General features: G+C 68.1%; 25 protein-coding genes and 1 pseudogene. 12 read left to right on the top strand and 14 right to left on the bottom strand.

The features are described 5' to 3' along the window. Positions 1 to 14 precede the first annotated feature (14 nt). From OG205_RS39590 to OG205_RS39580, 3 genes are read right to left on the bottom strand one after another with little or no spacing between them, the layout of a single operon-like run. Positions 15 to 719 carry a hypothetical protein gene (locus tag OG205_RS39590; RefSeq protein ID WP_330272934.1) on the bottom strand — a complete coding sequence of 235 codons (705 nt, stop codon included), beginning with the start codon at positions 717 to 719 and terminating at the stop codon, positions 15 to 17. Continuing rightward, positions 716 to 1,183: a DUF6114 domain-containing protein gene (locus OG205_RS39585; protein ID WP_330272933.1), complete on the bottom strand. Its 468-nt coding sequence runs from the start codon at positions 1,181 to 1,183 to the stop codon at positions 716 to 718. Before OG205_RS39585 ends, OG205_RS39590 begins: the two co-directional genes overlap by 4 nt. Beyond that, positions 1,174 to 1,764, bottom strand: coding sequence for a DUF6230 family protein (locus tag OG205_RS39580; RefSeq protein ID WP_330272932.1), 591 nt, complete (start codon positions 1,762 to 1,764; stop codon positions 1,174 to 1,176). Before OG205_RS39580 ends, OG205_RS39585 begins: the two co-directional genes overlap by 10 nt. Positions 1,765 to 1,947: 183 nt before the next feature. On the opposite strand from OG205_RS39580, the gene OG205_RS39575 reads away from it, so the two are divergent. Both OG205_RS39575 and OG205_RS39570 read left to right on the top strand, forming a co-directional pair. Next, positions 1,948 to 3,390, top strand: coding sequence for a neutral zinc metallopeptidase (locus tag OG205_RS39575; RefSeq protein ID WP_330272931.1), 1,443 nt, complete (start codon positions 1,948 to 1,950; stop codon positions 3,388 to 3,390). A gap of 32 nt (positions 3,391 to 3,422) precedes the next feature. Beyond that, the gene (locus OG205_RS39570; protein ID WP_330272930.1) at positions 3,423 to 4,217 is read left to right on the top strand and encodes a helix-turn-helix domain-containing GNAT family N-acetyltransferase; all 795 of its coding nucleotides are present in this window, start codon (positions 3,423 to 3,425) and stop codon (positions 4,215 to 4,217) included. A gap of 423 nt (positions 4,218 to 4,640) precedes the next feature. On the opposite strand, the gene OG205_RS39565 is transcribed toward OG205_RS39570, so the two are convergent. The 3 genes from OG205_RS39565 to OG205_RS39555 form a co-directional block, all read right to left on the bottom strand. Continuing rightward, positions 4,641 to 5,612 (bottom strand): tetratricopeptide repeat protein, encoded by a 972-nt coding sequence (locus tag OG205_RS39565; RefSeq protein WP_330272929.1) that lies wholly within the window; start codon positions 5,610 to 5,612, stop codon positions 4,641 to 4,643. Beyond that, the gene (locus OG205_RS39560; protein WP_330272928.1) at positions 5,609 to 6,433 is read right to left on the bottom strand and encodes an SCO6745 family protein; all 825 of its coding nucleotides are present in this window, start codon (positions 6,431 to 6,433) and stop codon (positions 5,609 to 5,611) included. The genes OG205_RS39565 and OG205_RS39560 overlap by 4 nt, the downstream gene beginning before the upstream one ends. Positions 6,434 to 6,538: 105 nt before the next feature. Continuing rightward, positions 6,539 to 6,844 (bottom strand): MTH1187 family thiamine-binding protein, encoded by a 306-nt coding sequence (locus OG205_RS39555; RefSeq protein WP_319977749.1) that lies wholly within the window; start codon positions 6,842 to 6,844, stop codon positions 6,539 to 6,541. 51 nt (positions 6,845 to 6,895) lie between these two features. Here OG205_RS39555 and OG205_RS39550 point away from each other — a divergent pair, with 51 nt between their 5' ends. Genes OG205_RS39550 through OG205_RS39540 form a run of 3 tightly spaced genes read left to right on the top strand, consistent with a single transcriptional unit; the run spans position 6,896 to position 9,512 of the window. Continuing rightward, positions 6,896 to 7,393: a MarR family winged helix-turn-helix transcriptional regulator gene (locus OG205_RS39550; RefSeq protein WP_330272927.1), complete on the top strand. Its 498-nt coding sequence runs from the start codon at positions 6,896 to 6,898 to the stop codon at positions 7,391 to 7,393. A 32-nt stretch (positions 7,394 to 7,425) separates the two neighbouring features. Further along, positions 7,426 to 8,472, top strand: a complete 1,047-nt coding sequence (locus OG205_RS39545) for a phosphotransferase family protein (protein ID WP_330272926.1) — start codon at positions 7,426 to 7,428, stop codon at positions 8,470 to 8,472. Next, positions 8,469 to 9,512, top strand: coding sequence for a phosphotransferase (locus OG205_RS39540; protein WP_330272925.1), 1,044 nt, complete (start codon positions 8,469 to 8,471; stop codon positions 9,510 to 9,512). Before OG205_RS39545 ends, OG205_RS39540 begins: the two co-directional genes overlap by 4 nt. Here the strand turns inward: OG205_RS39540 and OG205_RS39535 are convergent. From OG205_RS39535 to OG205_RS39505, 8 genes and pseudogenes are all read right to left on the bottom strand, one after another. Then, positions 9,484 to 9,807, bottom strand: coding sequence for a DUF3817 domain-containing protein (locus OG205_RS39535; RefSeq protein ID WP_330272924.1), 324 nt, complete (start codon positions 9,805 to 9,807; stop codon positions 9,484 to 9,486). The two genes, OG205_RS39540 and OG205_RS39535, sit on opposite strands and share 29 nt — an antisense overlap. A gap of 60 nt (positions 9,808 to 9,867) precedes the next feature. Beyond that, complete coding sequence (locus tag OG205_RS39530) at positions 9,868 to 10,911, bottom strand: ABC transporter permease (RefSeq protein ID WP_330272923.1); 1,044 nt, start codon at positions 10,909 to 10,911, stop codon at positions 9,868 to 9,870. Then, positions 10,908 to 11,819 carry an ABC transporter ATP-binding protein gene (locus tag OG205_RS39525; protein ID WP_330272922.1) on the bottom strand — a complete coding sequence of 304 codons (912 nt, stop codon included), beginning with the start codon at positions 11,817 to 11,819 and terminating at the stop codon, positions 10,908 to 10,910. The genes OG205_RS39530 and OG205_RS39525 overlap by 4 nt, the downstream gene beginning before the upstream one ends. A gap of 78 nt (positions 11,820 to 11,897) precedes the next feature. After that, positions 11,898 to 12,692, bottom strand: coding sequence for a hypothetical protein (locus OG205_RS39520; RefSeq protein WP_330272921.1), 795 nt, complete (start codon positions 12,690 to 12,692; stop codon positions 11,898 to 11,900). Between the two features lie 95 nt (positions 12,693 to 12,787). Beyond that, positions 12,788 to 13,024, bottom strand: a complete 237-nt coding sequence (locus OG205_RS46870; RefSeq protein WP_442916858.1) for a response regulator transcription factor — start codon at positions 13,022 to 13,024, stop codon at positions 12,788 to 12,790. 1,494 nt (positions 13,025 to 14,518) lie between these two features. Then, positions 14,519 to 15,031 (bottom strand): annotated as a pseudogene (locus OG205_RS46865) (AAA family ATPase); the annotation flags it as partial. Between the two features lie 28 nt (positions 15,032 to 15,059). Next, positions 15,060 to 17,288 (bottom strand): GH92 family glycosyl hydrolase, encoded by a 2,229-nt coding sequence (locus OG205_RS39510; protein WP_442916857.1) that lies wholly within the window; start codon positions 17,286 to 17,288, stop codon positions 15,060 to 15,062. 225 nt (positions 17,289 to 17,513) lie between these two features. Continuing rightward, positions 17,514 to 18,452 carry a hypothetical protein gene (locus OG205_RS39505; RefSeq protein WP_330272918.1) on the bottom strand — a complete coding sequence of 313 codons (939 nt, stop codon included), beginning with the start codon at positions 18,450 to 18,452 and terminating at the stop codon, positions 17,514 to 17,516. Between the two features lie 365 nt (positions 18,453 to 18,817). Here OG205_RS39505 and OG205_RS39500 point away from each other — a divergent pair, with 365 nt between their 5' ends. The 7 genes from OG205_RS39500 to OG205_RS39470 all read left to right on the top strand — a co-directional run bounded on the left by OG205_RS39500 (position 18,818) and on the right by OG205_RS39470 (position 26,273). After that, positions 18,818 to 19,528 carry an AfsR/SARP family transcriptional regulator gene (locus OG205_RS39500; RefSeq protein ID WP_330272917.1) on the top strand — a complete coding sequence of 237 codons (711 nt, stop codon included), beginning with the start codon at positions 18,818 to 18,820 and terminating at the stop codon, positions 19,526 to 19,528. A 146-nt stretch (positions 19,529 to 19,674) separates the two neighbouring features. After that, positions 19,675 to 20,658 (top strand): LacI family DNA-binding transcriptional regulator, encoded by a 984-nt coding sequence (locus OG205_RS39495; RefSeq protein WP_330272916.1) that lies wholly within the window; start codon positions 19,675 to 19,677, stop codon positions 20,656 to 20,658. 29 nt (positions 20,659 to 20,687) lie between these two features. Beyond that, entirely contained in the window at positions 20,688 to 21,686 is a 999-nt protein-coding gene (locus OG205_RS39490) for a class I mannose-6-phosphate isomerase (protein ID WP_330272915.1), read from the top strand. Then, on the top strand, positions 21,683 to 22,447 hold the full coding sequence (locus OG205_RS39485; RefSeq protein ID WP_330272914.1) for an ATP-binding cassette domain-containing protein: 765 nt from the start codon (positions 21,683 to 21,685) through the stop codon (positions 22,445 to 22,447). The genes OG205_RS39490 and OG205_RS39485 overlap by 4 nt, the downstream gene beginning before the upstream one ends. Beyond that, complete coding sequence (locus OG205_RS39480; RefSeq protein WP_442916650.1) at positions 22,447 to 23,481, top strand: ABC transporter permease; 1,035 nt, start codon at positions 22,447 to 22,449, stop codon at positions 23,479 to 23,481. The genes OG205_RS39485 and OG205_RS39480 overlap by 1 nt, the downstream gene beginning before the upstream one ends. Before the next feature lie 16 nt (positions 23,482 to 23,497). Further along, entirely contained in the window at positions 23,498 to 24,472 is a 975-nt protein-coding gene (locus OG205_RS39475; protein ID WP_330272912.1) for an ABC transporter substrate-binding protein, read from the top strand. Between the two features lie 307 nt (positions 24,473 to 24,779). Next, positions 24,780 to 26,273: an alpha/beta hydrolase gene (locus tag OG205_RS39470; protein ID WP_330272911.1), complete on the top strand. Its 1,494-nt coding sequence runs from the start codon at positions 24,780 to 24,782 to the stop codon at positions 26,271 to 26,273. Positions 26,274 to 26,275: the final 2 nt, after the last annotated feature.

Here is a 26,275-nt window from a genome sequence, read left to right as displayed (position 1 = left end):
GCCAGGTGCGGGCTTCAGCGTCTTTCGACCGGTGCCTGGTCGGACACGACCGAGATCCGCGCGCCCGGGATCTTCAGCGTGCCGCCGATCAGGTCCGTGTTGCGCACCGTGACCTCGGTGAAGGTCACGAACGGCACGTTCAGCGGCGGCGGGTGCGCGGCCGTGTAGTCCACCGGGATCTTGATCCCGAGCAGGTCCAGGTTGCCCTTGAGCTGCACCGTGTACAGCTCGATGCGTCCCGGTGACACCGTGGACGTGCTGCCCGGCCGGGCCGCGGTGATCAGCTTGACGCCCGGCGAGATCTCGCCGGACTGCACCAGGTCCTTGATCTTCATGTCGTTGGCCGTGAACTTCAGGACCTTGATGACCTGGCCGCTGACCAGCGCGTCGACGACCCCGACGAAGTTGAGGCCGCCCAGGTCGAGCCGCGATGCCGTCAGGGTCCACTCGCGCCCTCCTGCCGCCACCGGTGCAGGGGCCGGTGGCGGGGGCGGCGGCGTCGAGGGCGGCTCAGCGCTGGGCGGCTGGGCCGGCACGGACGACGACGCCGGCGGTGGGGTGGAACTGGTGCTCGACGCGGGTGGCTCCGACGTGGTGCTGGTCGGGGCCGGTGAGCTGCTGCCGGGGGTGGACGACGGCGGCGGCTCGGTGCTCGAGGGCGGTTGCAGCGCCAGCACCGCGACCATCGCGACGGCGGCCAGCGGCTGTGTTCGCATCATGTGGGTTGAACCCTTTGGGTCGTGTCCGGCGCTATCTCTGGTTCCGCGGCGGCGTTCTCACGCCTCGCCTTCTTCGACCCCTTCGCCTCCTTCGGCTTCTTGGGTTCATCCGTCCACGCGACGGCGAGCGCACCGCCGAGCAGACTCAGGAGGGTTCCGGCCAGGAAGCCGCCGAGGTTGGTCACGACGAGCGCGACCAGCGACAACAGCACCGTGACGAGGCCCGCCGCGAGCCGGAACTTGGGCTGCAGCCACAACGAGGCCGCGCTGATCGCCAGCAACGCGCCGATCAGCAGCGCGGAGACGCCGCCGATCGTCTTGATCGAGATGACCATGTCGCCGAGCTTCACGCCGACGAACGGCGGGAACAGGATGATGAGCGCACCCGCGGCCACGAACAGGCCGGCCCAGAAGGGCCGGCCACGTCGCCACGCGGTGAAGCCGTGCCAGATCCTCAGAAGCACTCTTGCTTCCCCTGGCGAATGGTCAGGCTCATGCCCTTGAACCTGATGGTCTGAGCCGTGGTGGCCCAGGCGGTCTGCTGCAGCGAGGTGATGTTCGCCGTGTCAGCCTGCAGACCGAACGAGCCCGGCAGACCCCTGAGGTTGTCCGGTCCCTTCGTCACCTTGCTCGCGTCGACGCCGATCTCGGGGTTGCCGAGGACCAGGTCACCGTTGAGGTCGGTGAGGTTGACGACCAGGTTGTCGGCGGACATGCCGCCCACGCTGTCCGCGGTGATGCGCATCGTCACGTCACCGACGATCGGCATGCCCGGGACGAACACCGACTGGCAGAACTTGTCGAGCCTCGCCGTCTTGAAACCGCTGACCGCGACGACGTGCACCTTGCCCGCGCCCGCGTCCACCCCGCCGAACTGGACGAATCCCTGGCCCGTCAAGTTGTCGGCGGAGACCTTGAAATTGGTGCCGGACACCGCGAACGAGGCGGCCAGCGCTCCCTGGGACATGCCGAAGAGGAGGGCACCGGCGCCCACGACACCGATACCGAGCACCCCGACGAACCGTGCCCAGCGCGTTCTACCCATACCGCCGAACTCCTTCCACGCTGAAGGCTTGCCTCGCAGGGACTGTGCGCCCCGAAACATCGGCGAGACAACGAAAACGAGTCCGCGCAGTCTTGGAATCACCCCAGGGGGTGAGAGAGTTTCACGTTTGGCGGCAGGGTCCTCGCCGAACAGCCCACAACGCGCTTAGTAGGGTCTGACCTCATGGGATTCGGACGAATCGCCGTCGCGCTGGCCGTGACCGCAGCCTTGACCGCGTGCGCTTCCGTGGTCGAGGGCGAACCGAAGGGCGAGCGCCCCGACCCGTCCAAGGTCGCGGGCCTGGAGATCTCCAACGGCCCGTCCGGCCCCAAGGCGGGCGTGCCCGACGCGGACCTGAGCGTGGAGAACGGCGACGGCGGCGAGATGGACCGCCTCGCGATCAACACCCTCGCCGACGTGCAGGAGTTCTGGAAGGGCGAGTTCCCGAACTCGTTCCCCGGCAAGACCTTCGAGCCGGTGAAGCGCGTCATCTCCTACGACTCCAACGGCAAGGGCGTCGAGGTCTGCAAGCTCAACACCACCGGCATCGCGAACGCGTTCTACTGCGCGCTGGACGACAGCATCACCTGGGACCGCGGCGAACTCCTGCCGATGCTCAAGGACTCGTTCGGCCCGATGGCCGTCGTGACGGTCCTCGCCCACGAGATGGGCCACGCCGTCCAGTACAAGCTCGGCCCGGCGTCCAACATCGGCGCCAACACCCCGTCGATCGTCAAGGAGCAGCAGGCCGACTGCTACACCGGCGTCTTCATGCGCTGGATCGCCGAGAACAAGTCGAAGCACTTCGAACTCTCCACCGGCGAGGGCCTCAACCAGGTCCTGCAGACGATGTTCTTCATCCGCGACAGCGCGGGCACGTCGTTCGAGAAGCAGGGCGCCCACGGCAGCGCGTTCGACCGAGTCTCGGCCTTCCAGTTCGGCTTCACCCGAGGCGCCGCCCGCTGCGCCGAGATCAACGAGGCCGAGATCGCCAAGCGCATCACCGAACGCCCCTTCGACCTCTCCGACACCGACCAGGGCCAGGGCCGCGGCAACGCCAAGATCGACGAGGACAAGTACCTCAGGGCCCTCGAAGAATCCCTCCGCGACGCCTACAAGACGAGCGGCGCGGCCTTCCCGGCCTTCGACAAGGCGGGCATCAAACCCTGCGCGGACGCCCAGACCACGTCCCCAGCCTCCTACTGCCCCGCGGTCAACCAGCTCCAGCTGGATCTCCCGTCCCTGGTGAAGATCGGCACACCTCCAAAACGTGGCTCGAAGGGCGGCATCGGCGACTTCGCGGCGTTCGCCGTCATCGCCTCGCGCTTCTCCCTCTCCATCCAGCACGCCACAGGCTTCGACCTGGCCGACGACGCCGCAGGCCAGCGCACAGCCTGCCTGACAGGAGCCTGGGCGGGCCTGACCAACCGCCCGGACGCAGCAGCGGGCCTGCGCCTGTCCCCAGGAGACCTCGACGAGGCAGTGGCAGAACTCCTGGCCGACGACAGCCTCATCGCAGCGGACGTCAACGGCAAAGCCGTCCCCTCAGGCTTCGCCCGCGTGGAAGCGTTCGGCGACGGCTTCTTCCGAGGCCTGTCGTTCTGCGTCAAAAAGTATTCAGTTTGATTCTTCCATCGACCACCGTCGATACTTGCCAGGTGCTAACCGATGAAGCCACGACCTACGCCTCATGGTTCTCGACGCTGTCCGACCCGACCCGAGTCCGCCTGCTACACCACGTGGCCTCGGCGTCGGCCCCGGTAACAGTCGGCGAACTGACCACGCTGCTGGGCGTGAGCCAGTCCACCTGCTCACACCACGTCCGCAAACTGGCAGAGGTCGGCTTCCTCCACGTCCAGCGCGAAGGCACAACCACCCTCGTCACCGTCAACCCGGCCTGCTGCACGGGCCTCCCCCAAGCAGCAGACGCGGTCATGGGCACCCTGCCCACAGGCACAGTCCGCCCAGTACCAGGCGTGACCATCCGCCCCATGACCACAGCAGACTGGTCAGACGTCCGCCGCATCTACGGCGAAGGCATAGCCTCAGGCAACGCAACGTTCGAAACAGAAGTCCCGTCCCGCAGAACCCTGGAATCCAAGTGGCTACCGGACCACCGCTGGATAGCCGAGGTGGACGGCACAACAGCAGGTTGGGCAGCAGCCACCCCGATCTCAGCCCGCGAGTGCTACGCGGGCGTCGTCGAGACCTCGATCTACGTGGCCGACGCCTCCCAGGGCAAGGGCGTGGGCAAAACCCTGCTGCACCACCAGGTCAAGTCAGCAGACGAAGACGACCTGTGGACCCTGCAAGCAACGATCTTCCCGGAGAACAGAGCAAGCATCGCCCTGCACCACAAAGCAGGCTTCCGCACAGTGGGAGTACGCGAACGAATCGCGCAACACCACGGCGAATGGCGAGACACAGTCCTTTTGGAACGCAGACGCCCCTAGCCACAGCAACACCCACCCACCGCAAAGCCGAAGGCGAGCCGTCCTTACCAAGCGGGCTGGGCGGTGGGTCCCGTCACGAGTCGCGCCACAGCTCTTGCTGCATGCAAGAAGGGTTGTCAAACGGATACGCTTTTCGTCCGTTTGACAACCCTTCTTGCATGTGGCCCGCTCTTGGTGCGGCTCGTGACGGGACCCACCGCCAACGCACCCAAACTACGAAACAGGCAGCCGCCCAACGCAACAGGCGTGCCATCAACCCACCCACGGCGCCACCCCCCGATCAGATTGCCGGGGGTCTGGGGGCAGAGCCCCCAGGGAAAGCACGCAAGGCGACCCGCCGCAAGCAAGGTGACCACGCTGACGCAGGCGTCCCCCCGATCCGGGAACCCCTACATCTCAACCTACTAAGCACCCCCGACAAGATCAGTACAAAGCAGAAGCCAAGCTCCGCCGAGCCGCAGCAACCCGAGGATCATCGGCCGGGAACAGCTCAAACAACCCGACCAAATGCGACCGAACCCGATCCCGATCCTCCCCATAAACCCGACGAACAGTCGAAACAAGCCGAGAAAACGCCTCGTCGACCATCTGCCCGGCAACTTCGGCATCAGCAGCGGCCAACTGAGCGTCAACATCCTCAGGCGCAGAATCGGCCTTACCGATCACAGCAGGATCAACAGCCTCAGCCCGCTCAGCGAACCGAGCCTGGGCAAGCCCTTCCTTGGCCAACTCATGAGCAGGCTCAACCGCCAAAATCTCCGAGTAATACCCCTGAGCGGCAACGTAGTCCCCACGCTCAAAGGCTTCCTCAGCAGCAACAATCCGAGGATCCTCGACAACGTCTTCCTCGGCGACAACAGGCGCCCCAGCCCGAGCTTCCCCAGCCCGAATCCCAGGAAGCCGCTCCCGCAGAGCATCCAACAACCGAGCAATCCACTGAGACAACTCAGAGTCATCGATGGGCCCAGCGAACGCATCAATGGGCTGACCAGCAGCAACAGCAACGGTAGTGGGCACCGACTGCACCCCGAACGCCTGCCCGATCCGAGGCGAGGCCTCCAAATCGACGCGGGCAAGAATCCAGGACCCACCGGAAGCAGAAGCGAACCGAGTCAGAGACGCGGCCAGCTGCTGCGACTCAGGACTGTAGGAAGCCCCGAGCAGCACCACGACGGGCACCTGCAGGGACTGTTCGACCACGGCCTGGAACGAGGCCTCGGTGACGTCCACGATCCACGGCACAGAGCCGTTGTCGGGCGCGGAAGCGGCGGCAGCGGCCGGCGTGGCGGCGGCGGTGCGGGCAGCGTCGGCGCGGGCCTTCAGGGCGCCCAGATCGACGGCGCCCGAGAGCGCGGCGGACAGTGCGGCGGTCTTGCGAGGATCAGGCCTTGTCACGTGTTCCATCCTGGCACGGCTAGTTCCCGGACCGGGTCCAGGGCCATCGGGTTGACGCGCATCGCCTCGTTGGCTGAGGCGATACGTAGAGCTAGCGGTGTCATCAGCTCGATGAACCGCGTCGTACCAACTTCACCCAGTGCTTCCCACGGACCAAGAGCGGCCATGTCCGTGGCGCGTTCCACCGCTGGAAGGTCACCGGGCAATCCCTCCACTGCTTCCCATTCTTCGACAGTCCAACCACGCGCGGTGCGCATGTATGCCGGATCGAGGGAATGCTCACGCGCGTAGAGCGCAAGCGCTTGGCACGGCCCTACGCCATGAGCCACCAGCGCGGCCACATGACCGTCGCCGCGGGCCTCGCGCAGGATCGTGCAGGCGTGCCACAACTCCAGATGAGGCTCGGCAGGCCACGGCAACGCACGGTTCGCCGCAGCCAACGGACGCCCGGCGAGAGGCGCCGCCATTGCCGCGACACGAGCCAAAGCAGCAGCCTCGGCGATTTCGGGCGTGTCCACCGAACCCAGCAGACGACGCAACGCACCGTCCGCACCCGCCAGCCGAACACGCAGGTACTCGGACGGCGAGGCGACCGCCCACGCGTCCGGCAGCGCACGGGAGACCATGCGCGGCGCGAAGTTGTAGAAGACCGCCGTCACCAGCTCCGGCGACGCGGCGCCCAGTGGTGCGGCGCGCATGCCGAAGTAGCCCATCCATCCGCCCTTGCAGCCCAGCGCGTCGGTCGCCGCGCGGGATTCGGGCGTGAAGTACGTGACGTCGTGGTAGGGCTCGAACCTCAACCACAGTTGTCTCGCGTCCACGCCCGACACGCTAACCCAGCGAACGTCGCCGCACGGGTCCACTCACCGGGCCGGCGTAGAGCGTTCGGCCATCCGAGGAGACGTGCCACGACCGGATCGCCCGGATCACGGCGTGTCGGAGAGGTGCTCCTCGATCCGCTCGACCTTGGCCTTGAGCTGACCGGTGTAGCCGGGCCGGATGTCCGCCTTGAGCACGAGAGACACCCGCGAGGAACTGGCCTGCACGGCTTCCGTCGCGCGCTTGACCACGTCCATCACCTCGTCCCACTCCCCCTCGATCAGGGTGAACATCGCGTTCGTCTCGTTGGGCAGGCCGGACTCCCGCACGACCCGGATCGCCTCGGCGACGGCCTTCGCGACACCTCCTGTCTCGTCCGAACCGGACGGAGCGACGCTGAACGCGACAAGCACACGTGCCTCCTCGTGATCCACAGGTGGTACTGACTGGTAGCTTCGTTGCCCATGACACCGCTGCCGTTCGATCCGATCGTCCGCGCGGCCGAGCTGTGGGACGACCGGGTGGGTTCCTCCACATCGATGGCCGCCGTCACGAGCGTCATGCGTGTCCAGCAAATCATCCAGTCCGCCGTGGACGCAGCTCTCAAGCCGCACGGGCTCACGTTCGCGCGCTACGAGGCGTTGGTGCTGCTCTTCTTCTCCCGCAAGGGCGCGCTGCCGATGCGGGTCATGGGCGAGCGCCTGCAGTTGCACCCCACGAGCGTCACGAACATCGTCGACCGGCTGGAGAGCGACGGCCTCGTGCGTCGCACGCCGCACCCGACCGACCGCCGCACGACGCTGGTCGAGATCACCGACGCGGGCCTGCAGCGCAGGGAGAGCGCGACCGCCGCCGTCGTCGACGTCAACCTGGGTCTCAAGGGCCTCACCGACCGGCAGACCGAGCAGCTCACGGACCTGCTCGCCAAGGTCCGCCGGGCGAGCGGCGACTTCGAGGACTGAAATCCGGTTGATCGTCCCGCGATGATGGTCGCGTGACGGAACGGTCGATCATCGCCCTGGTCAGCGGGCCCAGCGGGTTCGCGGGCCGGACGGACGCGCTCCCGGTCGAGTCGCCGTGGTGGGCCGACACCGAACCCGTCAACGAGGCGCTGGAACGGTTGCTGGGCGTCCCGACGAGCGTGCTCAGGCTGATCTCGGTCGAGGGTGGCGACCCTCCCGGCGGCGGCCTCGTCACCTATCACGTCGAGGCGCACGGCGAACCCGACCGAACCCACCTCCACCCGGAGGAAGAGCCCGCCCGAGACGCCCCGCGCAGACTGCCGTGGGCACGACTGGGCGGGCCGTCCGAGCTGGTCGCGTGGGCCGACCGGCACGTCGAACGCACCGGCCCGGCGGTGCAGGTCAAGTCGTGGAACCTGTCGAGCGTGCACCGGCTGCCGACCGCGAACGGCTCTGCGTGGCTGAAGACCGTCCCGTCGTTCTTCGCCGACGAGGGCGCGGTGATCGAGATGGTCGCCGCGCACGATCCCGGCCTGGTGCCCGAGGTGATCGCCTCGGCGCCGCGGCGGGTCCTGCTCGGTGAAGCCCCCGGCGAGGACTGCTGGAACACCAAGCCCGAACACGTCGAGGAGATCGTGCCGCGCTGGGTCGCGGTGCAGCACGCGCTGGCGGGCGAGCCTCGGGTGCGGCCGTGCGTCGTGCCGATGCCGTCGTTCGGGCTGCCGGACACGCTGGTGCACGGCGACTTCCACCCCGGCAACTGGTTCAGCGGTGGCGTGATCATCGACTGGTCCGACGTCGTGTGGGGTCATCCCGCGCTGGACGCCGGCCGGCTCATCGGGTTCTGCCCGCCCGATCTCCACGACCTCATCCGTCGCGTGTGGAGCGAGGCGTGGCTCGAGCACCGCCCGGACAGCCGCCCGCTCGACGCGCTCGATGCCGCCCGCCGGGCCTCGCACCTGCTGAACGCCGTGAAGTACCAGGAGTTCCTGGACAACATCGAGGACTCTGAACGGATCTACCACCAGAACGACCCCGCGCACGAACTCAGGACCGTCAGAGAACTGGTGACCACGTGACGGAACGAACGATCATCGCCCTGGTCAGCGCGCCGAGCGGGTTCGCGGGCCGGACGGACGCGCTCCCGGTGCCCACCCGCGACTGGTACCACGTCGAACCGGTCAACGAGGTGCTCGAAGCACACCTGGGCGTCCGGACGAACGTGCTCAGGCTGATCTCCGCCGAGGGCGGCACCGTGCCGCAGGACGGCGTGGTCACCTATCACGTCGAGGCGTACGGCGAGCCCGACCGCACGAAGCTCCACCCGGCACAGGAGCCGGAGGCGGACGCGGAGTTCCGGGCGCCGTACGCACGGCTGGGCGGCCCTGCCGAACTGATCGCGTGGGCCGACCGGCACGTCGAACGCACCGGCCCGTCCGTTCAGGTCCGCACGTGGAACCTCTCGACCGTGCACCGGCTGCCCACCGCCAACGGCCCGGTGTGGCTGAAGGCCATTCCGTCGTTCTTCGCCGACGAGGGCGCGGTGATCGAGATGGTCGGCGCGCACGACCCGACGCTGGTCCCGGTGCTGATCGCCTCGGCGCCACAACGGATCCTGCTCGGCGACGCGCCGGGCGACAAGTGCTGGCCCGTCACCACCGAGCACATCGAGTTGATCGTGCCGCGCTGGGTGGCCGTGCAGAACGCGCTGGCCGGCGAGGCGCGGCTGCGCCCGACCACCGTGCCGATGCCGTCGTTCGGGCTGCCGGACACCCTGACGCACGGCGACTTCCACCCCGGCAACTGGCGCAGGAGCGGCGAGGTCATCGACTGGTCCGACGCCGTGTGGGGCCACCCGGCACTCGACGCGTGCCGGGTCATGGAGTTCGCCGGGCTGGAACTGCACGACCACATCCGGAAGGTGTGGAGCGAGGCGTGGCTCGAGCACCGCCCGGACAGCCGTCCGCTCGAAGCGCTCGACGTCGCCCGCCGCGCGTCACACCTGCACAACGCGGTGAAGTACCAGGAGTTCCTGGACAACATCGAGGAGTCCGAGCGGATCTACCACGACGGCGACCCCGAGGCAGAGCTCAGAGCTGTTCGGCGGCTGGTTCGCTGAGGCGGCCGGTCTTCGAGGCCCAGCGCTCGAAGATCACCGTGCCGAACGGCGGGATGCTCGCGAACAGCGCGAGGACCGTCGTGCGCGCGTCCCACTTCAGCGGCGCGACGGCCATCAGCGTCACCAGCACGTAGCCGACGAAGACCAGGCCGTGGATCGGGCCGAAGACCTTGACGCCGATCTCGTTCTGCACGACGACGTACTTGAAGAACATCCCGAGCAGCAGGCCCGCCCAGGAGATGGCCTCGGCCAGGGCGAGGATGCGGAACCGTCCGACCACGCTGGAGAACGTCATGGTTCCCCATCATGAACCGTGACCGGCGGCACACGGCAACCGGCCCTGTCCCGGTCTGTCCTATTCCTCCCATTTGAAGACGCGGGAGGCCACAAAACCGACGACCAGCGAGAAGCCGACCAGGATGGCCGCCGGCATCGCGAGTGCCTCGATCCCCTTGCCCCGCACCAGCACGTCGAGCATGCCGTCGTTCATGTGCCGCAACGGGAAGATCTTCGACACCGTCTGCAGCCACGCGGGCGCCTGGTCGACGGGGAAGAACGTGCCGGACAGGAACGCCATCGGCAGCACCACGATGTTCGCGGCCGCCGAAGCGGCCTCCTCGGTCTTGGCGAACGCGCCGACCAGCATGCCGAGCGCGAAGAACGCGATGGTTCCCAGCAGCAGCAACGGAATCGCCAGCCACCACTGCCCGGACAACTGCAGCCCGAACACCGGCAGCGACGCGATGCCGATGAACGTCGCGCCCTGCACCAGCGCGACGCCGGCGCTGACCAGGATCCGCGACGACAGCACGGAACCCGTCGAGACGGGTGCCAGCCGGATGCGCCGCAGCACCTGCTTCCGGCGCCACGACACGAGAGTCAGCGCCGAGCCGAAGACCGCCGACACCGCCACACCCCACGACAGGATGCCCGGCGTCAGGAACTGGATCGGTTTCAGCGAGGCGTCCTCGACCTTCTCCGCGGCGAACGTGAAGGTCGGCGGCTGACCGGTCGCGGCGAGGTTCGCCTTGTCCACGAACCCGTTGATGATCCCGAGCACGGTCGCGGACTTGACCTGGTCGCTCTGCGCGAACCGCACGTCGAGCTGCTGCCCGCGGATGATCAGCGCGGCGGGCAGGTCGCCGTCCTTCACCTTCTGCACGGCGGAGTTCTCGTCGTTGTACGGCTCCAGTTCCAGCGCACCGCTGTCGCGCAGCGCGGACACGATCGGGCCGTCGCCGACCAGCGCGATCTTCGTCTTGTCCGTGCCGACGTCGCGCAGGATCAGGCCGAAGATGACGAGGAACATCAACGGGAACAGGAAGGTGAAGAACAGCGTCACCTTGTCCCGCAGGAATCCCTTGAGCATCGCCACCGAGAGCGTCTTGAACGCGGTCATGCGCGGTACTCCCGACCGGTCAGGTTGAGGAAAACGTCTTCGAGGGTGGCCGTGCGGACCTGCAGGCCGTCGAGGGCACCGCGTTCGGCCAGCGCGGACAGCACGGGAGCCGGGCGGCGCGTGGAGAGCATCAGCGACACCTCGTCCTCGTGGGCCTCGTCGACGCCGTCGAGTGCGGAAGCGTCCACAACGGACAGAACGCCCTTCTGCAGCGTCACGTGGGTCGGCGCGTCGAGGCCGCGCACCAGCACCGCCGGCCGGTCGAGCGCGAGGATCCTGCCGGTGTCCATGATGGCCACGCGATCGCAGAGGATCTCGGCCTCGTCCAGGTAGTGAGTGGTGTAGACGATGGTCTTGCCGCGTTCCCTGATGGCGCGCAACACGTCCCAGAGGTTGCGGCGGGCCTGCGGGTCGAGCGCCGCGGTCGGTTCGTCCAGGAACACGATGTCCGGGTCGTGCACCAGCGCGCACGCGATCGAGAGCCGTTGGCGCTGACCGCCGGAGAGCTTGTTCTCCTGCTCGTTCGCCTTGTCCGCGAGGCCGACCAGTTCCAGCATGTCCGCGGCCGTGCCGTGACTCACGCCGTAGAGCGCGCCGAAGGTCTGCAGCTGTTCCTTGGCCGTCAGCTTGTCGAAGAACGACGTCGCCTGCAGCTGAACACCGATGCGCGGCAACAACTTCACGTTGCGCGGCCACGGGCTCTCGCCGAGCAGCAGCACCTCACCGCTGTCGGGCTTGCGCAGCCCCTCGACGATCTCCAGCGTGGTGGTCTTCCCTGCGCCGTTGGGCCCCAGGATGCCGAAGAACTCGCCCTCGGCCACGGTGAACGAGACCCCGTCCACCGCTTTCAAGTCGCCGTAGCTCTTGCGGACGTCCCGCACCACGACCGCCGACCGTTCCTCCGTCATGGGCGAGACGGTAGGTCAGCACCTGGTGGTTCGCGGAGCGAAAAGACGAAAGTCGGAGCGAAGTCGAGACGAAGTGGGTCAGCCGCCCGCGACCAGCAGCGGACAGGCGGTGTACACGCCGTTGAGCCGTCGCAACGCCGCCGCGAACTGGTCGAAGCGCGCACGTGGGACGGCCGTGCGGACCTCGCTGATCACCTGCCACAGGTAGCGGTGCTCGGCGGTCTCCACGACGGGCAGCGCCGGGTCGCCGGGGACGTCGCAGGCGAACGCGAGCGCCACCGCCGCGGCGCGCAGGCACGCGGTCGCGAGCGTCACGCAGTCCTCGACGAGCGTGCGGTCGTCCTGGGCGCGCAGGACGCCGCTGACGGCGAACCGGACGGTCTGCATCAGCGCGATGTAGAGGCGCTGGCCGGCCTGGGTGCGTTCGAACGGCAGGTCCTCGGTGCCACAGCCGGGCGTCACGACGGTCATGCCGACCTGGGGGCGGCGCAGCACGTGGTCGAAGAGCGCGGTCGGGGCCCAGAGCAGGGTGCGCCAGGAGTCCTCGGTGATCGAGGTGCCCATCCTGGCGGCGTTCTCCAGCACGTCGAGGTAGGCGATCAGGACGCCGGAGAGGAAGATCCCGCCGCGGTCGCCGCCGACCCGCACGACGCCGAAGCGCTCGTCGAGGGCGTCGTCCTGGACCCAGTAGCCGGGCGTCCACTCGATGACGCCGCTGCTCGCCAGCACCACGCGCGCGAGGCGCTGGTGCACGGGCGACGCCGAGAGCACGGTGTCGTCCAGACCCATCTGGACGAGCGTGGACGCGGCGTGCTGCAACGACTCGCGCTGCTGAGGCACGAGGTCGGGGTGCAACAGGCGGAACGGTTCCACGTCACCCCTCCCCTTCCGTCGTTGTACTCACAATGAACGGCAGGGGGCGGGAAGTCATCCGGATGAACCGCAGCGTTACGTCTCAGTTGGACGCGTCAGTGCGACTGGGCCCAGGCCGTGAGCTGCGCGCGAGACGAAAGATTCAACACGGTTTTCACGTTGTGCACGTGGGATTCCACGGTGCGGTGCGAGATGCCGAGCTTGGCCGCGACCTGCGCGTTCGTCAAGCCGTGCGCCACCAGTTCGACGACCATCCGCTGCCGGTCGCTGAGCACCGGATCCTGCACGATCCCCTTGTCCAGCGCGGTTTCCAGGACGTGCCGCACGTCCATCGCCCGGCCGGCGCCGAGCGCCCGTTGAAAAGCCGCTGGAGACAAGGATTCCCGCGCGAAGTTCAACGCGGCGTCGATCTTCCGCCGCCACCACGTTTCGGACGGAACGACCCACGTCGCGCGCATCTGCTGACAGGCGGCCAGAAGCCGCACGCCGAGCTCGTGACGCCCGGACAGCATCGCGACCAGGCCTCGGCCCTCGACCGACTCCAGCACGGCCCGCGGTGTGGTCGCCGTCATCCGCGCGCTCTCGGCGAACCGGGCGCCGGCCGCCGCCAAATCCCCTCGTTCCAACGCGATGCAGCCCGACGTGTGCACCGCGATGGCCACGACGTCCTGCCGTGCATGGAGTCTGAGGACCGGCAACGCGCCCTCGACCAGCACCGCGGCGGCGTCCACCTCACCCTGGACGAGCAGCCGCCAGCCGAGGTTCTGGCTGGACACAGCGACACTCACGTCGTTGCCATTGCTCACGCCGTGCTGGATCGATCGGCGCAACGCCCATGCGGTGTTCGCCACGTCGCCCATGCCGTCGTAAGCGCTCGCTAACGTCCGGAACAGGCGGCACATGATCAGATCCTGCCCGCCGGCCTCCGCGGTCTCGATCGCCTCGATGGCGTACTTCACGGCCTCGTCGTGCCGCTGGTCGTGGCCCGCCAGCAGCGACGCGTACTCCAGCGCGAGGATCCGGTAGCGGGCATCGTCGGGCGACTGGTCCAGCACCTGCATCAGCACCGCGCCGGCCTCGGCGAAGTAGCCGCGGTCGAAGCACACCCTGAGCAGCATCGTGGCGAGCATCAGGCGCCGATCGTCGCTCAAAGCGACCAGATGGGCGAACGCGTACGTCACGTTGTCGTACTCCTGGTGCTGCGCCTTCACCTGCTCCGGCGTGAGGATCGACGACGAGACGGCGGGTTCGCCCTTCTCGCACAGCCACTCGACGATCCGTTCGGCCGTCACCGCGTGCTCGCCATGCTCTTCGAGCCGTTCCTGAGCGTAGAGGCGGACCGATTCGAGCATCCGGAACCGGCCGTTCTCCCGCACCACCAACGACTTCGCCTGCAACGCCGCGAGCAGGCCGATCACCGCGCCCCCGTGCACGACCTGGGCGATCTCCAGCCCGAACCCGCCCGGCAGCAGCGCGAGCCGCCGGAACAGCTCCTTCTCGGGCGCGGTCAGCAGGTCGTGGCTCCACGCGATGGCCGCCCGCAGGCTCTGGTGGCGCACCTGCTCGCCGGCGTCGCTGAGCAGGTCGAGCCGGTGGTCGAGGCGGTCCGCGAGCTCGGAGAGCGGCACCGATCCGGAGAGTTTCGCGGCCAGTTCCACGGCCAGCGGAAGGCCGTCCAGCCGCACGCAGATCGCCGCGATCGCGTCGTGGTCGCCGCTGATTCCGGCGCGTTCGGTGAACAACTTCGCCGCGTCGGCTTCCATGCCGTGCAGCGGATAGACGACCTCGCCGATGGATCTCAGCGCTTCCCTGCTGGTCGCGAAAACCTGCACGTGCGGGCACCGCGACAGAAGCGCGTCCACGACGGCACAACATTCTTCGACGAGATGCTCACAGTTGTCGACAAGCAGCAAGATTCGGCGACCGGTCAGTTCCTGGAGCAACGTGGTCCGCAGCGCGACACCCGCGTGCTGGTACACCCCAACGGCTTCCGCGAAGGCCTGCACCACCTGCTCCGGCCGGCTCAGCCTGCCCAGTTCGACGGTGCGGACCTCGGTGCGTCTGGCACGTCCGGCGAGCTCGGCCGCGAGCCGCGTCTTGCCGACCCCGGCCGGTCCGACCAGCGTGAGCATCCTGTGCTTGCGCAGCAACGAAAGCAGCTCCGCGAGCTCGCTCTCCCTGCCGACGAACGCGTCGTCGTAGCCGGGCAGCTCCGCGACCACAGTGGACGTTCCGGCGGAGCGCTGACGATAGGCGCGCTGACGGCACGCGTTCGAGCAATATCGCGCCCGCGACGGCAGGGGCGCGAAGCCCGTGCCGCAGCCCGCGCAGATGCCCATCGCACGAGACTACGACCGTTTCGGCATCTCAATTGGAAAGTGTGCGGAGGTCGACCTCCAGCGTGGTCCCCGAACGCAGTTCCGCGAGTTCGATCCGATCCTTCGTCTTCGAGAGCCAGCCGCTGCGGATTCGCTGCACCACCTGCGTCTTCGTGACGTCGGCCGCCTCCGCCCTGATCACGATGTCCTTGCCGTTCTCCAAATGGACGACGGCCTTCGTGAACTTGGGGGCGTGGGGCACGAACTCACCGGTTCCCGGCACGGCCGGATACATGCCGAGCGCGCTGAACACGTACCAGGCCGACATCGTGCCGAGGTCGTCGTTGCCCGTGACACCCGCCGGCCCGTTGACGAACAACGTCTGCGCGGCCCGCACGACCACCGACGTCTTCTCCGGCTTGCCGATGAGCGCGTACATCCACGGCGCGTGCAGATCAGGCTCGTTGTTCGGGTTGTACCTGAACTGGTTGTAGTAGTCGTACGGCCCCACGACCCACTTCTCGCGGACGGTCTTCGCCGGGTCCTTCAAGAGGTCGGGGTACGCGAAGAAGTCGTCCAGCCGCGCCTCGGCCGCCGCCTTGCCGCCGAGCGCCGTGATCAGCCCGGTGATGTCGTGCTGGCAGAGCCACTGGTACTGCCACGCCGTGCCCTCGTGGAACCCTTCCGGGCCCTGCGGCGTGAACGGGCTGAGCCACGCGCCGCCCTGCAGCTTCGGCCGCGGGAAGCCGGTGAAGCCCCGGTCCGTGACGCTGTTGTCCCAGAGGGTGCGGTGGTTGAGGCCGCGTTTGCGGAGTCGTTCCGCGTCGTCCGCGTGGCCCAGTTCCGCGGCCATGATCGCGAGCGTGGCGTCGGCCAGCGCGTACTCCAGGGTCGCCGACGCACCGTGGTGCGGATCGGTGTCCTGACCCTTCTTCGGGAAGCGCTTGTCGTACTGGACGAATCCGTTCGCGAGGTAGTTCGGGTTGCCGGACCTGCCCTGGAAACGGGAACTCTGCGGCGGGACGCCGTCGGCGTTCTGCAGAAGCGCCTGGTACGCCTGCTCTTCGAAGCCCTTGAGGTGACCGAAGCGCCAGAGGTCGACCAGGAACGGCGTGACCGGGTCGCCGGTCATGCAGTTCGTCTCCTGGTTCGCGTACGCCCAGCGCGGGAGCCAGCCGCCCTGGTCGTGAATCGCCAGGATGCTTCGCGCAATGTCCTGCGAGCGTTTCGTGCGAATCAGTGCCAGAAGCTGGTTGTGCGCGCGGTAGGTGTCCCACAGCGAGTAGTACTCGTAGTAGGTCCAGCCGTCGGCCTGGTGGACCTGGTTGTCGAAGCCCCGGTACCTGCCGTCCGCGTCGCTGCCGGTCAGCGGCTGGAGCAGCACGTGGTAGAGCGCGGTGTAGAAGACCGCGCGCTCGTCCCAGTCGTCCGTCTCGATCTCGACGCATCCGAGCTCCGCGCGCCAGGCTTCCTGCGCCTCGTTGCGGATGTCGTCGAAGGTCCTGCCGCCGGTCTCGATCTCCAGGTTGTTCGCCGCACCTTGTTCGTCCACTTGGGACAGTGCGGTCATGGCCGTGACGGGGCCGGGACCGAACGTCACCCAGGCGCCCCTGAGCCCGGCGCCACCGGCGGAATCCCGTTGGCCCGGCCTGGATCCTGTCGGACCCCACGTGCCGAACTGCGTGAACGGGCGGTCGAACCTGGTCGTGAAGTGCGTGAGGTACGGACGGCCACCGCAGAACGCCTGCGTCTCCACGGTTCCGACGATCGTCCGGTCGCCGACGATCCTGACGGAACTGGCGCTGACCGGTTCCTTGTCGTTGGCCTGGCCCACGTTGACGAGCAGCGTGCCCTGGACGCCGCCGGGGAACGTGTAGCGCTCGACGCCCGCCCGCGTGGTCGCCGTGCACTCGACGGTGATGTCCCGGTCCAGCTTGACCTTGTAGTAACCGGGTTTGCCGATCTCGCCGTCGTGCGTGTAGCCGCTGGCGTACCGCTTGTGGTCGAAGTTCTGCGGCAGCTGCGTGACCGGGAGGATCGGGACCAGGCCGCCCTGCTCCCAGCAGCCCGCGCCGGACAGGAAGAAGTGCCCGAAGCCGCGGATCTGCTGGTCGTCGTAGCGGTAGCCGGCGTAGTGGGAACCGACCGGGCTGGAATGCGCCTTGCCGAACGGCATGGACGCACCGGGGAACGTGTTGCCCTCGTCCTTTGTGCCGATGAAGGTGTTGACCGACTCAATGGGATCCAGTGCGTCCACGGGTTTCACCCTAGTTGGGATCTTGGGGTGGTGTGGGGTGGCCCGATGGTCCGGTCGGGTGGTCCGGTCGGCTGGTGAGGGACCGGGCCGGGGTGCGACCGCCGCCGCATGCGCACCCCGGCCCGGGGGCCTACTCGCCGGACCCGCGTGGGCTGAGAACGCTGTCCGTCACCAGATCATCGCTGAGCGCACACGGTCCAGGTCAAGACCATGACGATCACTTGTCCAGTTCCGGACATCGGCGAATCAGCGGGCCGACATCGCGTTCAGCGTCGTGTACCCCACGCCGAGCTGCGCGAACGCCTCCAGGGCGAACTCCGAGAGCTGGTCGAGCACGGTCGGGTTCAGGAGCAACAGCTGTGTCTGGGCCTGCCGGGCCCCGGTGAGGCGCGGCAGCTCGCTGTACACGATCTTGACGCTCTTGCCGTCCGCCGCCGTCACGTCGACCTTGATGTCCTTGTAGACACCGGTCAGCTTCGAGGCGATCTTCGTCGCGAGGTCGTGGACGATGACGGCCGCGGTCAGGCCGGCCACGATCGTCAGGATCGTCACCGGGTCCACGAAGAGCGCGCTGGACTTCGGCGTCGTCCACGCGCCACCGCTGTAGAGCCGGATCGCCGAGTTGGTCGTGGTCAGGTCGATGTCGACGGCGTTGGACCTGGCCGCGCTGAACATCGTGCCCGTGGAGACGTCCTGTTCGAACCACACCTGCACGGCCTCCACCGGGGTGAGCAGGTCGCTGCCCGAGACGATCGGGTTCTCGGCGACGTAGATGGGGGTCGTCGTGCTGTTGCCGTTGATGTCCGTCGAGTACGCCGACAGGCCGGGATGGATCTTGCCGAAGTCGTTGACCAGCGTGATGCCGGTCTTCGGGCCGCCGGTGACCGCCTCGCCGAGGGTGCCCTCCTTGTCCAGCGTCGACTGGTCGCCGAGGCCGACGGCCACCTCGTTGGTGGCGACGCGCACGTTCACGTTGCCCTGGAAAGTGTTGCTGCCGAAGAGGTGGTAGAGCGGCTGCCAGGAGAACGTGTTCTCGTGGAGGTAGCTGTCGGCCGACTGCCAGACGACGTTGTAGGTCTCGTTGACCTTCTTCGCGAAGCAGAGCTTGTAGCCGCTGTCCTTCAGCGTCTTGAGGTCCTCCGGGGCGATCCTGATGTCGACGCTCTTGATCTGTCCGTCCGTCATGGTGGCGCTCCTGGGCTGGATGTCGTCGGGGCCGGTTCGGCCTCGGTGACACACGCTCCGGTGGCCCCGTCTCCTGAAAGTCGCCGCGACGCACGACGTGCTGTCACGGCCGCATCGGCGTCACTCGATGGGCTGGACTGGGCCGAGCGGGTTCCGTTGGGCCATTGGCGTTACGGGTGCCGGGCGAACGGCCGGGGAACCGGCGACGCGCCGTCGCTGCTCGTTCCCGACCGGGTGGTGGTCAAGTCCGCACGACTGAGTACCCACCGCTGACCGGTTGTCGGCGGGACGCCGCGACAGGTGGGTGAGAGATGCCCTGGAGACGCGGCCGGGTGATGCTCGGAACGGCCGAGGGAAGGACCGCGATGAGAGAAGCCGATGACGCGCATCTGGTGTTGCTGGGCCGGTTCGAGCTGCTCGCCGGATGCGGTGACGTCGTGCTGCCCAAGGGCGCGCAGCGGCTGCTGGCCTACCTGGCGATCCACCACGGCGACGGGGTGAGCCGGCAGGCCGCCGCCGAGCAGCTGTGGCCCGAGTGCCGCAGGCAGCGCGCCACCGCCAACGTGCGGCAGGCGCTGTGGCACCTGCGCCGGGCGACGGAACGGCCGGTCGTCGAGCCTTCAGTGGACCGGCTGCGGCTGTCCCCCTCCCTGACCGTCGACTTCTGCCGGGCGGTCGAGGCGGCCCACCTCGTCGTCAGCTCCGCCGCACCCGCCGAGGAGGACCTGACCGGCGCGCTGTCCCGGGACCTGCTGCCCTACTGGGCCGACGACTGGCTGGCCCCCGAACGGCGCCGGTGGGAGCAGGTCCGGCTGCACGCGCTGGAGGCGATCGCCCAGCACCTCATCTCGGCCGGCGCGCACCTGGCCGCGCTGGAGGCCGCCTTCACCGCGATCTCCATCGACCCGGTGCGGGAGACAGCGCACCGGACGGTGATCGCGGCGCACCTCGCCCAGGGCAACCACGGGTCGGCGCTGCGGCACTACCAGCAGTACCGCGCCCTTCTGCACCGCGAACTGGGCGTCACGCCGTCCTCGCACATGACCCGGCTCGTCGCGTCGCAGGCGGCGCTGTGAGCCATGGGCGTTGACGATCGGCGACGCCCTTGACCGGTCAGGAAACGGTTGACAAGGGCGTAAGGCCGGGGTGAGATACGCCCACTATGACAACGTTGTCCCCCAGCGGGCCCGTAGCCGGTCAGCGCAAGGTACGTCGTGCGACGATGAACGACGTCGCGCGGCTCGCGGGCGTGAGCATCAAAACCGTCTCACGCGTGGTCAACGACGAGCCGGGCGTGCACCCGTCCACCGCCGAGCGCGTGCTGGCGGCCATCGACCAGCTCGGGTTCCGGCGGAACCTGAGTGCCCGCAACCTGCGCCGAGGCTCGTCCACCGGCACGATCGGGCTGGTGCTGGAAGACGTCGGCAACCCGTTCTACTCCGGCGTGACGCGCGCTGTCGAGGAGATCGCCCGTTTGCGTGGCAGACAGGTGATCTCGGGGTCGTCGGACGAGGATCCGAGCCGCGAGCGCGAGCTGGCGCTGGAGTTCTGCAGCAGGCGCGTGGACGGGCTGCTGATCGTGCCCGCCGGCCTGCAGCACAGCTACCTGGTACCGGAGATGCGCGCGGGCACGCCCGTGGTGTTCCTGGACCGGCCCGCGGGCGACGTCGTGGCCGACACCGTGCTGGTGGACAACATCGGCGGCACCGTCGAGGCGGTCACGCACCTGGCCTCGCACGGGCACCGCCGCATCGCGTTCCTCGGGGACGCGCCGGACATCTTCACCGCCAACGAGCGCCTGCGCGGCTACCGCGAGGGCTGTGTGCGGGCCGGCATCGGCTACCACGAGGAACTCGTGGCGATGGGGCCGCACGACGAAAGCAGCGTCAGGACCACGTTGCAGCGCCTGCACAGCATGCGGGAGCCCGCGACGGCGATCGTGGCCGGCAACAACCGCATCACCGTGTACATCCTGCGCGCGCTCGCGGGCGTCGCGGAAAGGCCCGCCCTGGTGGGCTTCGACGACTTCGAACTCGCCGACCTGTTGTCGCCGCCGGTGACCGTGATCGCGCACGACGCGAGCGCGCTCGGCAAGGCGGCCACCGATTTGTTGTTCGCCCGACTGGACGGCGACAACTCACCACCGCGCCGCGTCGTGCTGCCGGTGCGCTTGGTGCCACGAGGATCCGGGGAGGTCCACGCGTGAGTTCTGGTGTTCTCCACCAGCCTGTCAACTTGCCCGCCAACCAGCCGAAGCAGTTCTACCGCGGCGGTGAGGCGATCGCCGCGTTGCGCGGCGGCACCAGTGGCGACTTCGGCCCCGAGGACTGGGTGGCGTCGACGACGACGCTCTACGGCCGCGACGACGCCGGGTTGACAACGTTGCCAGACGGCGTGCTCCTGCGCGACGCGGTGAAAGCGGACCCGACGGGATGGCTCGGCGCGGACCACGCGGCCAAGTTCGGCGGCGACACGGCGTTGCTGGTGAAGCTGCTCGACGCGGGCCAGCGCCTGCCCGTGCACTGCCACCCGTCGAACGCCTTCGCGTCCTCGCACCTGAACTGCCGCCACGGCAAGACGGAAGCGTGGATCGTCGTGGGCACGACGGGGTCGACCCCGACCGTCTACATCGGATTCCGCGACGACGTGCCCGCCGCGACCGTCGCGGACTGGGTCGCCACGCAGAACACCTCGGCGATGCTCGACGCGCTGAACCCGGTCTGCGTCCGGCCCGGTGACACGGTCTTCGTGCCCGCCGGCGTGCCGCACGCGATCGGCGAGGGCGTCTTCATCGTCGAACTGCAGCAGCCCACGGACTTCTCGGTGACGCTGGAGTGGCAGGGCTTCCTCGCCAACGCCGACATCGGCCACCTCGGCCTCGGCTACGACGTCGCACTGGACTGCGTGGACCGGCGGGGCTGGAGCGGCAAGCTCGAGGAGCTGGTGCGCCAGACGTCCGAGAAGTGGGCGCCGTCGGTCGATCTGCTCGGCCACGACGCGAACCCGTTCTTCCAGGCCGACCGCCTGCACGTGGAGGGCTCCTTCGCACTGGAGCCGTCGTTCGCCGTGCTGGTCGTGCTGGAGGGTTCCGGCCAGCTCGGTGAGCTGGAGGTGCACAAGGGAAGCACCGTCGTCGTGCCGCACGCGGCCGGCGAGCTCGGTCTGACCGGTGACCTGGTGGCGATCCGCTGCCGACCACCCGTACTGTCCACTGTGGAGGATGTGATTCCGTGAGCCAGCCGTTGCTGGAGGCTCGTGATCTCACGAAGAACTACGGCACCGTGGAAGCTCTCCGCGGTGCCGCGTTCACCGCTTATCCCGGTGAGGTCGTGTCGCTGATCGGCGACAACGGCGCGGGCAAGTCCACCCTGGTGAAATGCCTTTCCGGGGTGGAACAGCCGACCAGCGGCACACTGCTCTTCGACGGCGAGCCGCTCGTCCTCGACTCCCCCAACGACGCCCGCGACCGGGGCATCGAGACGGTCTTCCAGGACCTCGCGGTCGCGCCGGACCTCGACCCGGCCGCGAACATGTTCCTGGGCAGGGAGATCCTCAAGCCCGGCGTCCTCGGCTTCCTGGGCGTGCTGGACAAGAAGGCGATGCGCAGGCAGGCCGCCGAGCACTTCTCCCGGTTCGGCGCGACGCTGCAGAGCATCGACGTGCCGATCGCGGCGCTGTCCGGTGGCCAGCGCCAGTCCGTCGCGGTCGCGCGGTCGGTGGCGTGGGCGTCGAAGCTCGTGTTCATGGACGAGCCGACGGCCGCACTCGGTGTGGTGCAACGGGAACGCGTGCTGGAAGTGATCAAGCGCGTCCGCGACGAGGGCATCGCCGTGGTGCTGATCTCGCACAACATGCCCGAGGTGCTGTCGGTCTCCGACCGCGTCGAGGTGCTGCGCCTCGGCCGGCGCGTGGCCCGGTTCAAGGCCTCGGACACCAGCGTGGAAGAGCTCGTCGGCGCGATGACCGGCGCGCTCACTCAGGAGGACGCGGCCTAATGACGGATGAGAAGACAACGTTGTCAACTCTGCCGGATCAGCAGCGCATCCCGTTGCTCAAGCGTCTGACCAGCGCGAACACGCTCTGGATCGGCCTGGTGCTGCTGGTCCTGGTCGCCACGTTCGGCGCGATCCGCCCGGACGCGATCTTCCAGGTGACCACGCTGCAGTTCCTGCTCGCGGAGACCGCCGTGCTGCTGGTGCTGTCGGTCGGCATGACGTTCGTGATCATCACGTCCGGCATCGACCTGTCCGTCGGTTCAGTGCTGGTGTTCGCGTCGGTGTCGAGTGCGATGGCGATGAACTCGGTGTCCGGTGGCGACGCGACGAACGCGGGCTGGGGCGTGATCGCGTTCGGCCTGCTGGTCGCCGTGGTCAGCGGCGCGGCCTGGGGCCTGCTCAACGGTCTGCTGATCTCGCGGGCGAAGATCCCGCCGCTGATCGTGACCCTGGGTTCGTTCGGTGCGGCGCAGGGCGCGGCCTTGTTGCTGAACAACGGTTCCAACGTGTCCGGCATCCCGGACAAGCTGAACACCACCTTCGGTTCCGGCACGTACTTCGGCATCCCGAACATCGTGATCGTGGCCGCGATCGTCACCGCTCTCGGCGCGTTGTTGTTGTCCACCACGCGTTTCGGCCGCTACACGTACGCGGTCGGCTCGAACGAGGAGGCGGCCAGGCGCGTCGGCATCTCGGTGCGCGGCCACCTGACGAAGGTGTACCTGCTCGCGGGCACCCTGGCGGGTCTCGCGGGGTTCATGGGCAACGCGTTCTTCCGCGTCGCGGTCGTCACCGGCCACGAGACGGACAACCTGAACGCGATCGCCGCCGTCGTCCTGGGTGGGACGAGCATCTTCGGCGGCATGGGTTCGGTGCTGGGCACGGTCTTCGGCGTGTTCATCCCGGCGGTGCTGGAGAAGGGCCTCGTGATCATCGGGGTCAAGGAGTTCTGGCAGCCGATCGCCGTGGCGATCGTGCTGGTGGCCGCCGTGTGGCTGGACCAGACCCGGCGGCGGGCGCGCAACCAACGTTAGGAAAGGTGCTGGACCAATGAAGATCCGCTCCGCAGTGGCTGTCTCAGCCGCTTTCCTGCTCGCCGCGTGTGGCGGGGGTGGGCAGATTGGTGACTCGAACTCGGGCAACACCGCCGTGAACAAGAAACTGGTGCTGATCCCCGGCATCTCGGCGGAACCGTTCTACATCTCGATGCAGTGCGGATTCGAGGGTGCGGCGAAGGCCGCCGGCTACGAGTTCGACACGCAGGCCCCTGCCAAGTTCGACGCGGCCCAGCAGACCCCGATCGTCACGGGCGTCCTCGCGTCGAAGCCCGCCGCGGTCCTGATCGCGCCGACCGACGACAAGGCCATGGCCGGCCCGATGAAGCAGCTCAAGGACGCGGGCATCAAGGTCGTCGAGGTCGACACGAAGCTCCAGGACACCTCGATCGGCGTCTCCTCCATCTCGTCCAACAACGAGCAGGGCGGCAAGCTCGCCGCCGAGACGCTGAACAAGCTCGCGGCCGGCAAGTCCGGCTCGGTGCTGGTGCTCAACACCAAGGCGGGCACGTCGACGACGGACGCGCGTGCCAAGGGCTTCGAGGACGCCATCAAGGCCTACCCGAACCTCAAGTACATCGGCCAGCAGTACACCGACAACGAGCCCGCCACCGCGGCCTCGAAGGTGACCGCGACGCTGGCGGCGAACCCGGACCTGATCGGCGTGTTCGCGACCAACCTCAACAGCGGCGAGGGCGCCGCGACCGGCCTGCGCAACGCGGGCAAGACCGGTGCGGTGAACCTGGTCGGCTTCGACGCCTCGCCGAAGCAGGTGGAGGACCTGAAGGCGGGCACCGTGCAGGCCCTGATCGCCCAGGACCCCGCCACGATCGGCAAGCAGGGCGTCGAGCAGGCCCTGGCCGCGATCGACGGCAAGGAGAACAAGCGCAACATCGAGACGGACCTCGTCGCCATCACGAAGGACGACGTGTCGGCCAACTCGAAGTACTTCTACAAGGAATCCTGCTGAGTTCTGGCACCTCGGAGGGCCGTTCCCGTCGCGGGGACGGCCCTTCGCGCTGTCAGGGCAGTCGCGCACGTCGCTACCGGTGGTCTCGATCGAGGCCAGGTGCCCCATACCTCGATCATGGCACCGGGGTCATCACCTACGGGACCATTACGCATGTCATGGCTGTTTGGCCGGGTGGCCTAAGACCCAAGTCGTACGAGTCCGTCATCCTTCAGCGGATGTTCAGAGTCCTGAAAACCGATGAGCTGTAGGCACATTGGAGGGGGCTCGAATGCTACGAAGGAAAATCGCGGCCGCACTTGCCGTCGTGACAGCGTCATCCCTGCTCATCGCACCACAGGCACTGGCAGCACCAACCCAGCAGATCCAGTGGCAGCAGTGCTTCGCCCCGGGAACGCCGGGACTTCCGCCAGGCGGCGAACGACTGGAGTGCGGCAGCTTCACCGCGCCGATGGACTGGAACAACCCGCGCAACGGCAAGACGATCACCATCGCCGTCAGCCGGCTCACGCCGAAGAGCGGCACGGCGAAGTCCACGGTCTTCACCAACCCCGGCGGTCCCGGTGGCCCCGGCCGCACGATCCCGCTGCTCTACCTCGATCGGCCCAAGCTCAGCGAGAACGCCGAGATCATCGGGATCGACGTGCGCGGCACCGGCGCGAGCAGCAACGTCACTTGCGGGAGCTTCAACACCGACGGACAGGTCGATCCGCGTGATCGCGGCAAGGCCAACCTCGACCTGCTCTACGGCGCCATGGAGTTGCAGGCGAAGTTCTGCCAGGCCAAGTCGGGCGAGTTCGGCAGGTACGTCTCCACCGACCAGACGGTGAAGGACCTCGACCTGCTGCGCCAGGTGCTCGGCAAGAAGAAGGTCAGCTGGCTCGGCTACTCCGGCGGCAGCTGGATGGGCGCCTACTACGCCACCTACTTCCCCAAGACGCTCGACAAGATCGTGCTCGACTCCAACGTCGACTTCACCCTGCCGTGGCAGCCGATCTTCGACGACTGGGGCATGGCCTTCGAACGCCGGTTCCGCGTCGACTTCCTGCCGTGGGTGGCGAAGTACGACGAGGTCTACCACCTGGGCAAGACCGGCGAGGAGGTGCGCCAGTCCTACGAACGCACCCGCGCCAAGCTGAACGCGCAGCCCGTCACGCGACCGGATGGCGTGTACAACGGCGTGACGCTCGACCTCCTGCTGCGAGGCACGCTCTACAACAAGGACAGCTTCGCCGACGGCGCACGGACGTTCGCGGAACTGGCCGGTGCGGTGCCCGCGCAGATGAAGGCGCTGGCCAGTTACCCGGACGCCCAGCTGGGCACCGCCTACTCGATCCTCTGCAACGACACGCCGTTCCAGGGTGGCAGGAAGTACCTGGAGCGCGACGGCACGCAGGACGGCGCCAAGTGGCCGCTCGTCGGCTACACCCAGGTCGCCGGCCCGTGCGCGTTCTGGGACCGGCCGAACGTGAAGCTCAAGCAGCCGACCGGGATCGGTGTCGCCCCGACGTTGATGGTGCAGTCGGTGCGTGACCCGGCGACGCCGATCGAGCAGGCGCAGCGGGCTCACCGGAACTTCAGGAACTCCGTGCTGCTCACCGTTGAGGACGAGGGTGACCACGGCATCTACGGCTTCGGCAACCCGTGCGTCAACGACGTCGTCGAGCGCTACCTCGTCGACGGTGTGACTCCCGCCGCGGACCTGAAGTGCCCCGGCGTTCCGCTGCCCGCTCCCGACGGACAGAGCGCGCAGAACTCGCTCGCGAAGGCACGGCAGCTCGCCACCCGGCTCGGCTGGTAGAA

The organism is Lentzea sp. NBC_00516 (genome assembly GCF_036346835.1).
Lineage (GTDB): Bacteria > Actinomycetota > Actinomycetes > Mycobacteriales > Pseudonocardiaceae > Lentzea > Lentzea sokolovensis.
Note: the sequence above shows the minus strand (reverse complement) of the source record. Positions and strands in the feature narration are given on the sequence as shown.

What these genes read in the sequence shown, in the direction of transcription:
- OG205_RS39505 (WP_330272918.1), bottom strand. Translation starts at nt 18,452, where the DNA reads ATGACGGACGGACAGATCAAGAGCGTCGACATCAGGATCGCCCCGGAG.
- OG205_RS46870 (WP_442916858.1), bottom strand. Translation starts at nt 13,024, where the DNA reads ATGGACGTGCGGCACGTCCTGGAAACCGCGCTGGACAAGGGGATCGTG.
- OG205_RS39530 (WP_330272923.1), bottom strand. Translation starts at nt 10,911, where the DNA reads ATGACCGCGTTCAAGACGCTCTCGGTGGCGATGCTCAAGGGATTCCTG.
- OG205_RS39475 (WP_330272912.1), top strand. Translation starts at nt 23,498, where the DNA reads ATGAAGATCCGCTCCGCAGTGGCTGTCTCAGCCGCTTTCCTGCTCGCC.
- OG205_RS39500 (WP_330272917.1), top strand. Translation starts at nt 18,818, where the DNA reads ATGAGAGAAGCCGATGACGCGCATCTGGTGTTGCTGGGCCGGTTCGAG.
- OG205_RS39535 (WP_330272924.1), bottom strand. Translation starts at nt 9,807, where the DNA reads ATGACGTTCTCCAGCGTGGTCGGACGGTTCCGCATCCTCGCCCTGGCC.
- OG205_RS39590 (WP_330272934.1), bottom strand. Translation starts at nt 719, where the DNA reads ATGATGCGAACACAGCCGCTGGCCGCCGTCGCGATGGTCGCGGTGCTG.
- OG205_RS39495 (WP_330272916.1), top strand. Translation starts at nt 19,675, where the DNA reads ATGAACGACGTCGCGCGGCTCGCGGGCGTGAGCATCAAAACCGTCTCA.
- OG205_RS39575 (WP_330272931.1), top strand. Translation starts at nt 1,948, where the DNA reads ATGGGATTCGGACGAATCGCCGTCGCGCTGGCCGTGACCGCAGCCTTG.
- OG205_RS39580 (WP_330272932.1), bottom strand. Translation starts at nt 1,764, where the DNA reads ATGGGTAGAACGCGCTGGGCACGGTTCGTCGGGGTGCTCGGTATCGGT.
- OG205_RS39550 (WP_330272927.1), top strand. Translation starts at nt 6,896, where the DNA reads ATGACACCGCTGCCGTTCGATCCGATCGTCCGCGCGGCCGAGCTGTGG.
- OG205_RS39480 (WP_442916650.1), top strand. Translation starts at nt 22,447, where the DNA reads ATGACGGATGAGAAGACAACGTTGTCAACTCTGCCGGATCAGCAGCGC.
- OG205_RS39525 (WP_330272922.1), bottom strand. Translation starts at nt 11,819, where the DNA reads ATGACGGAGGAACGGTCGGCGGTCGTGGTGCGGGACGTCCGCAAGAGC.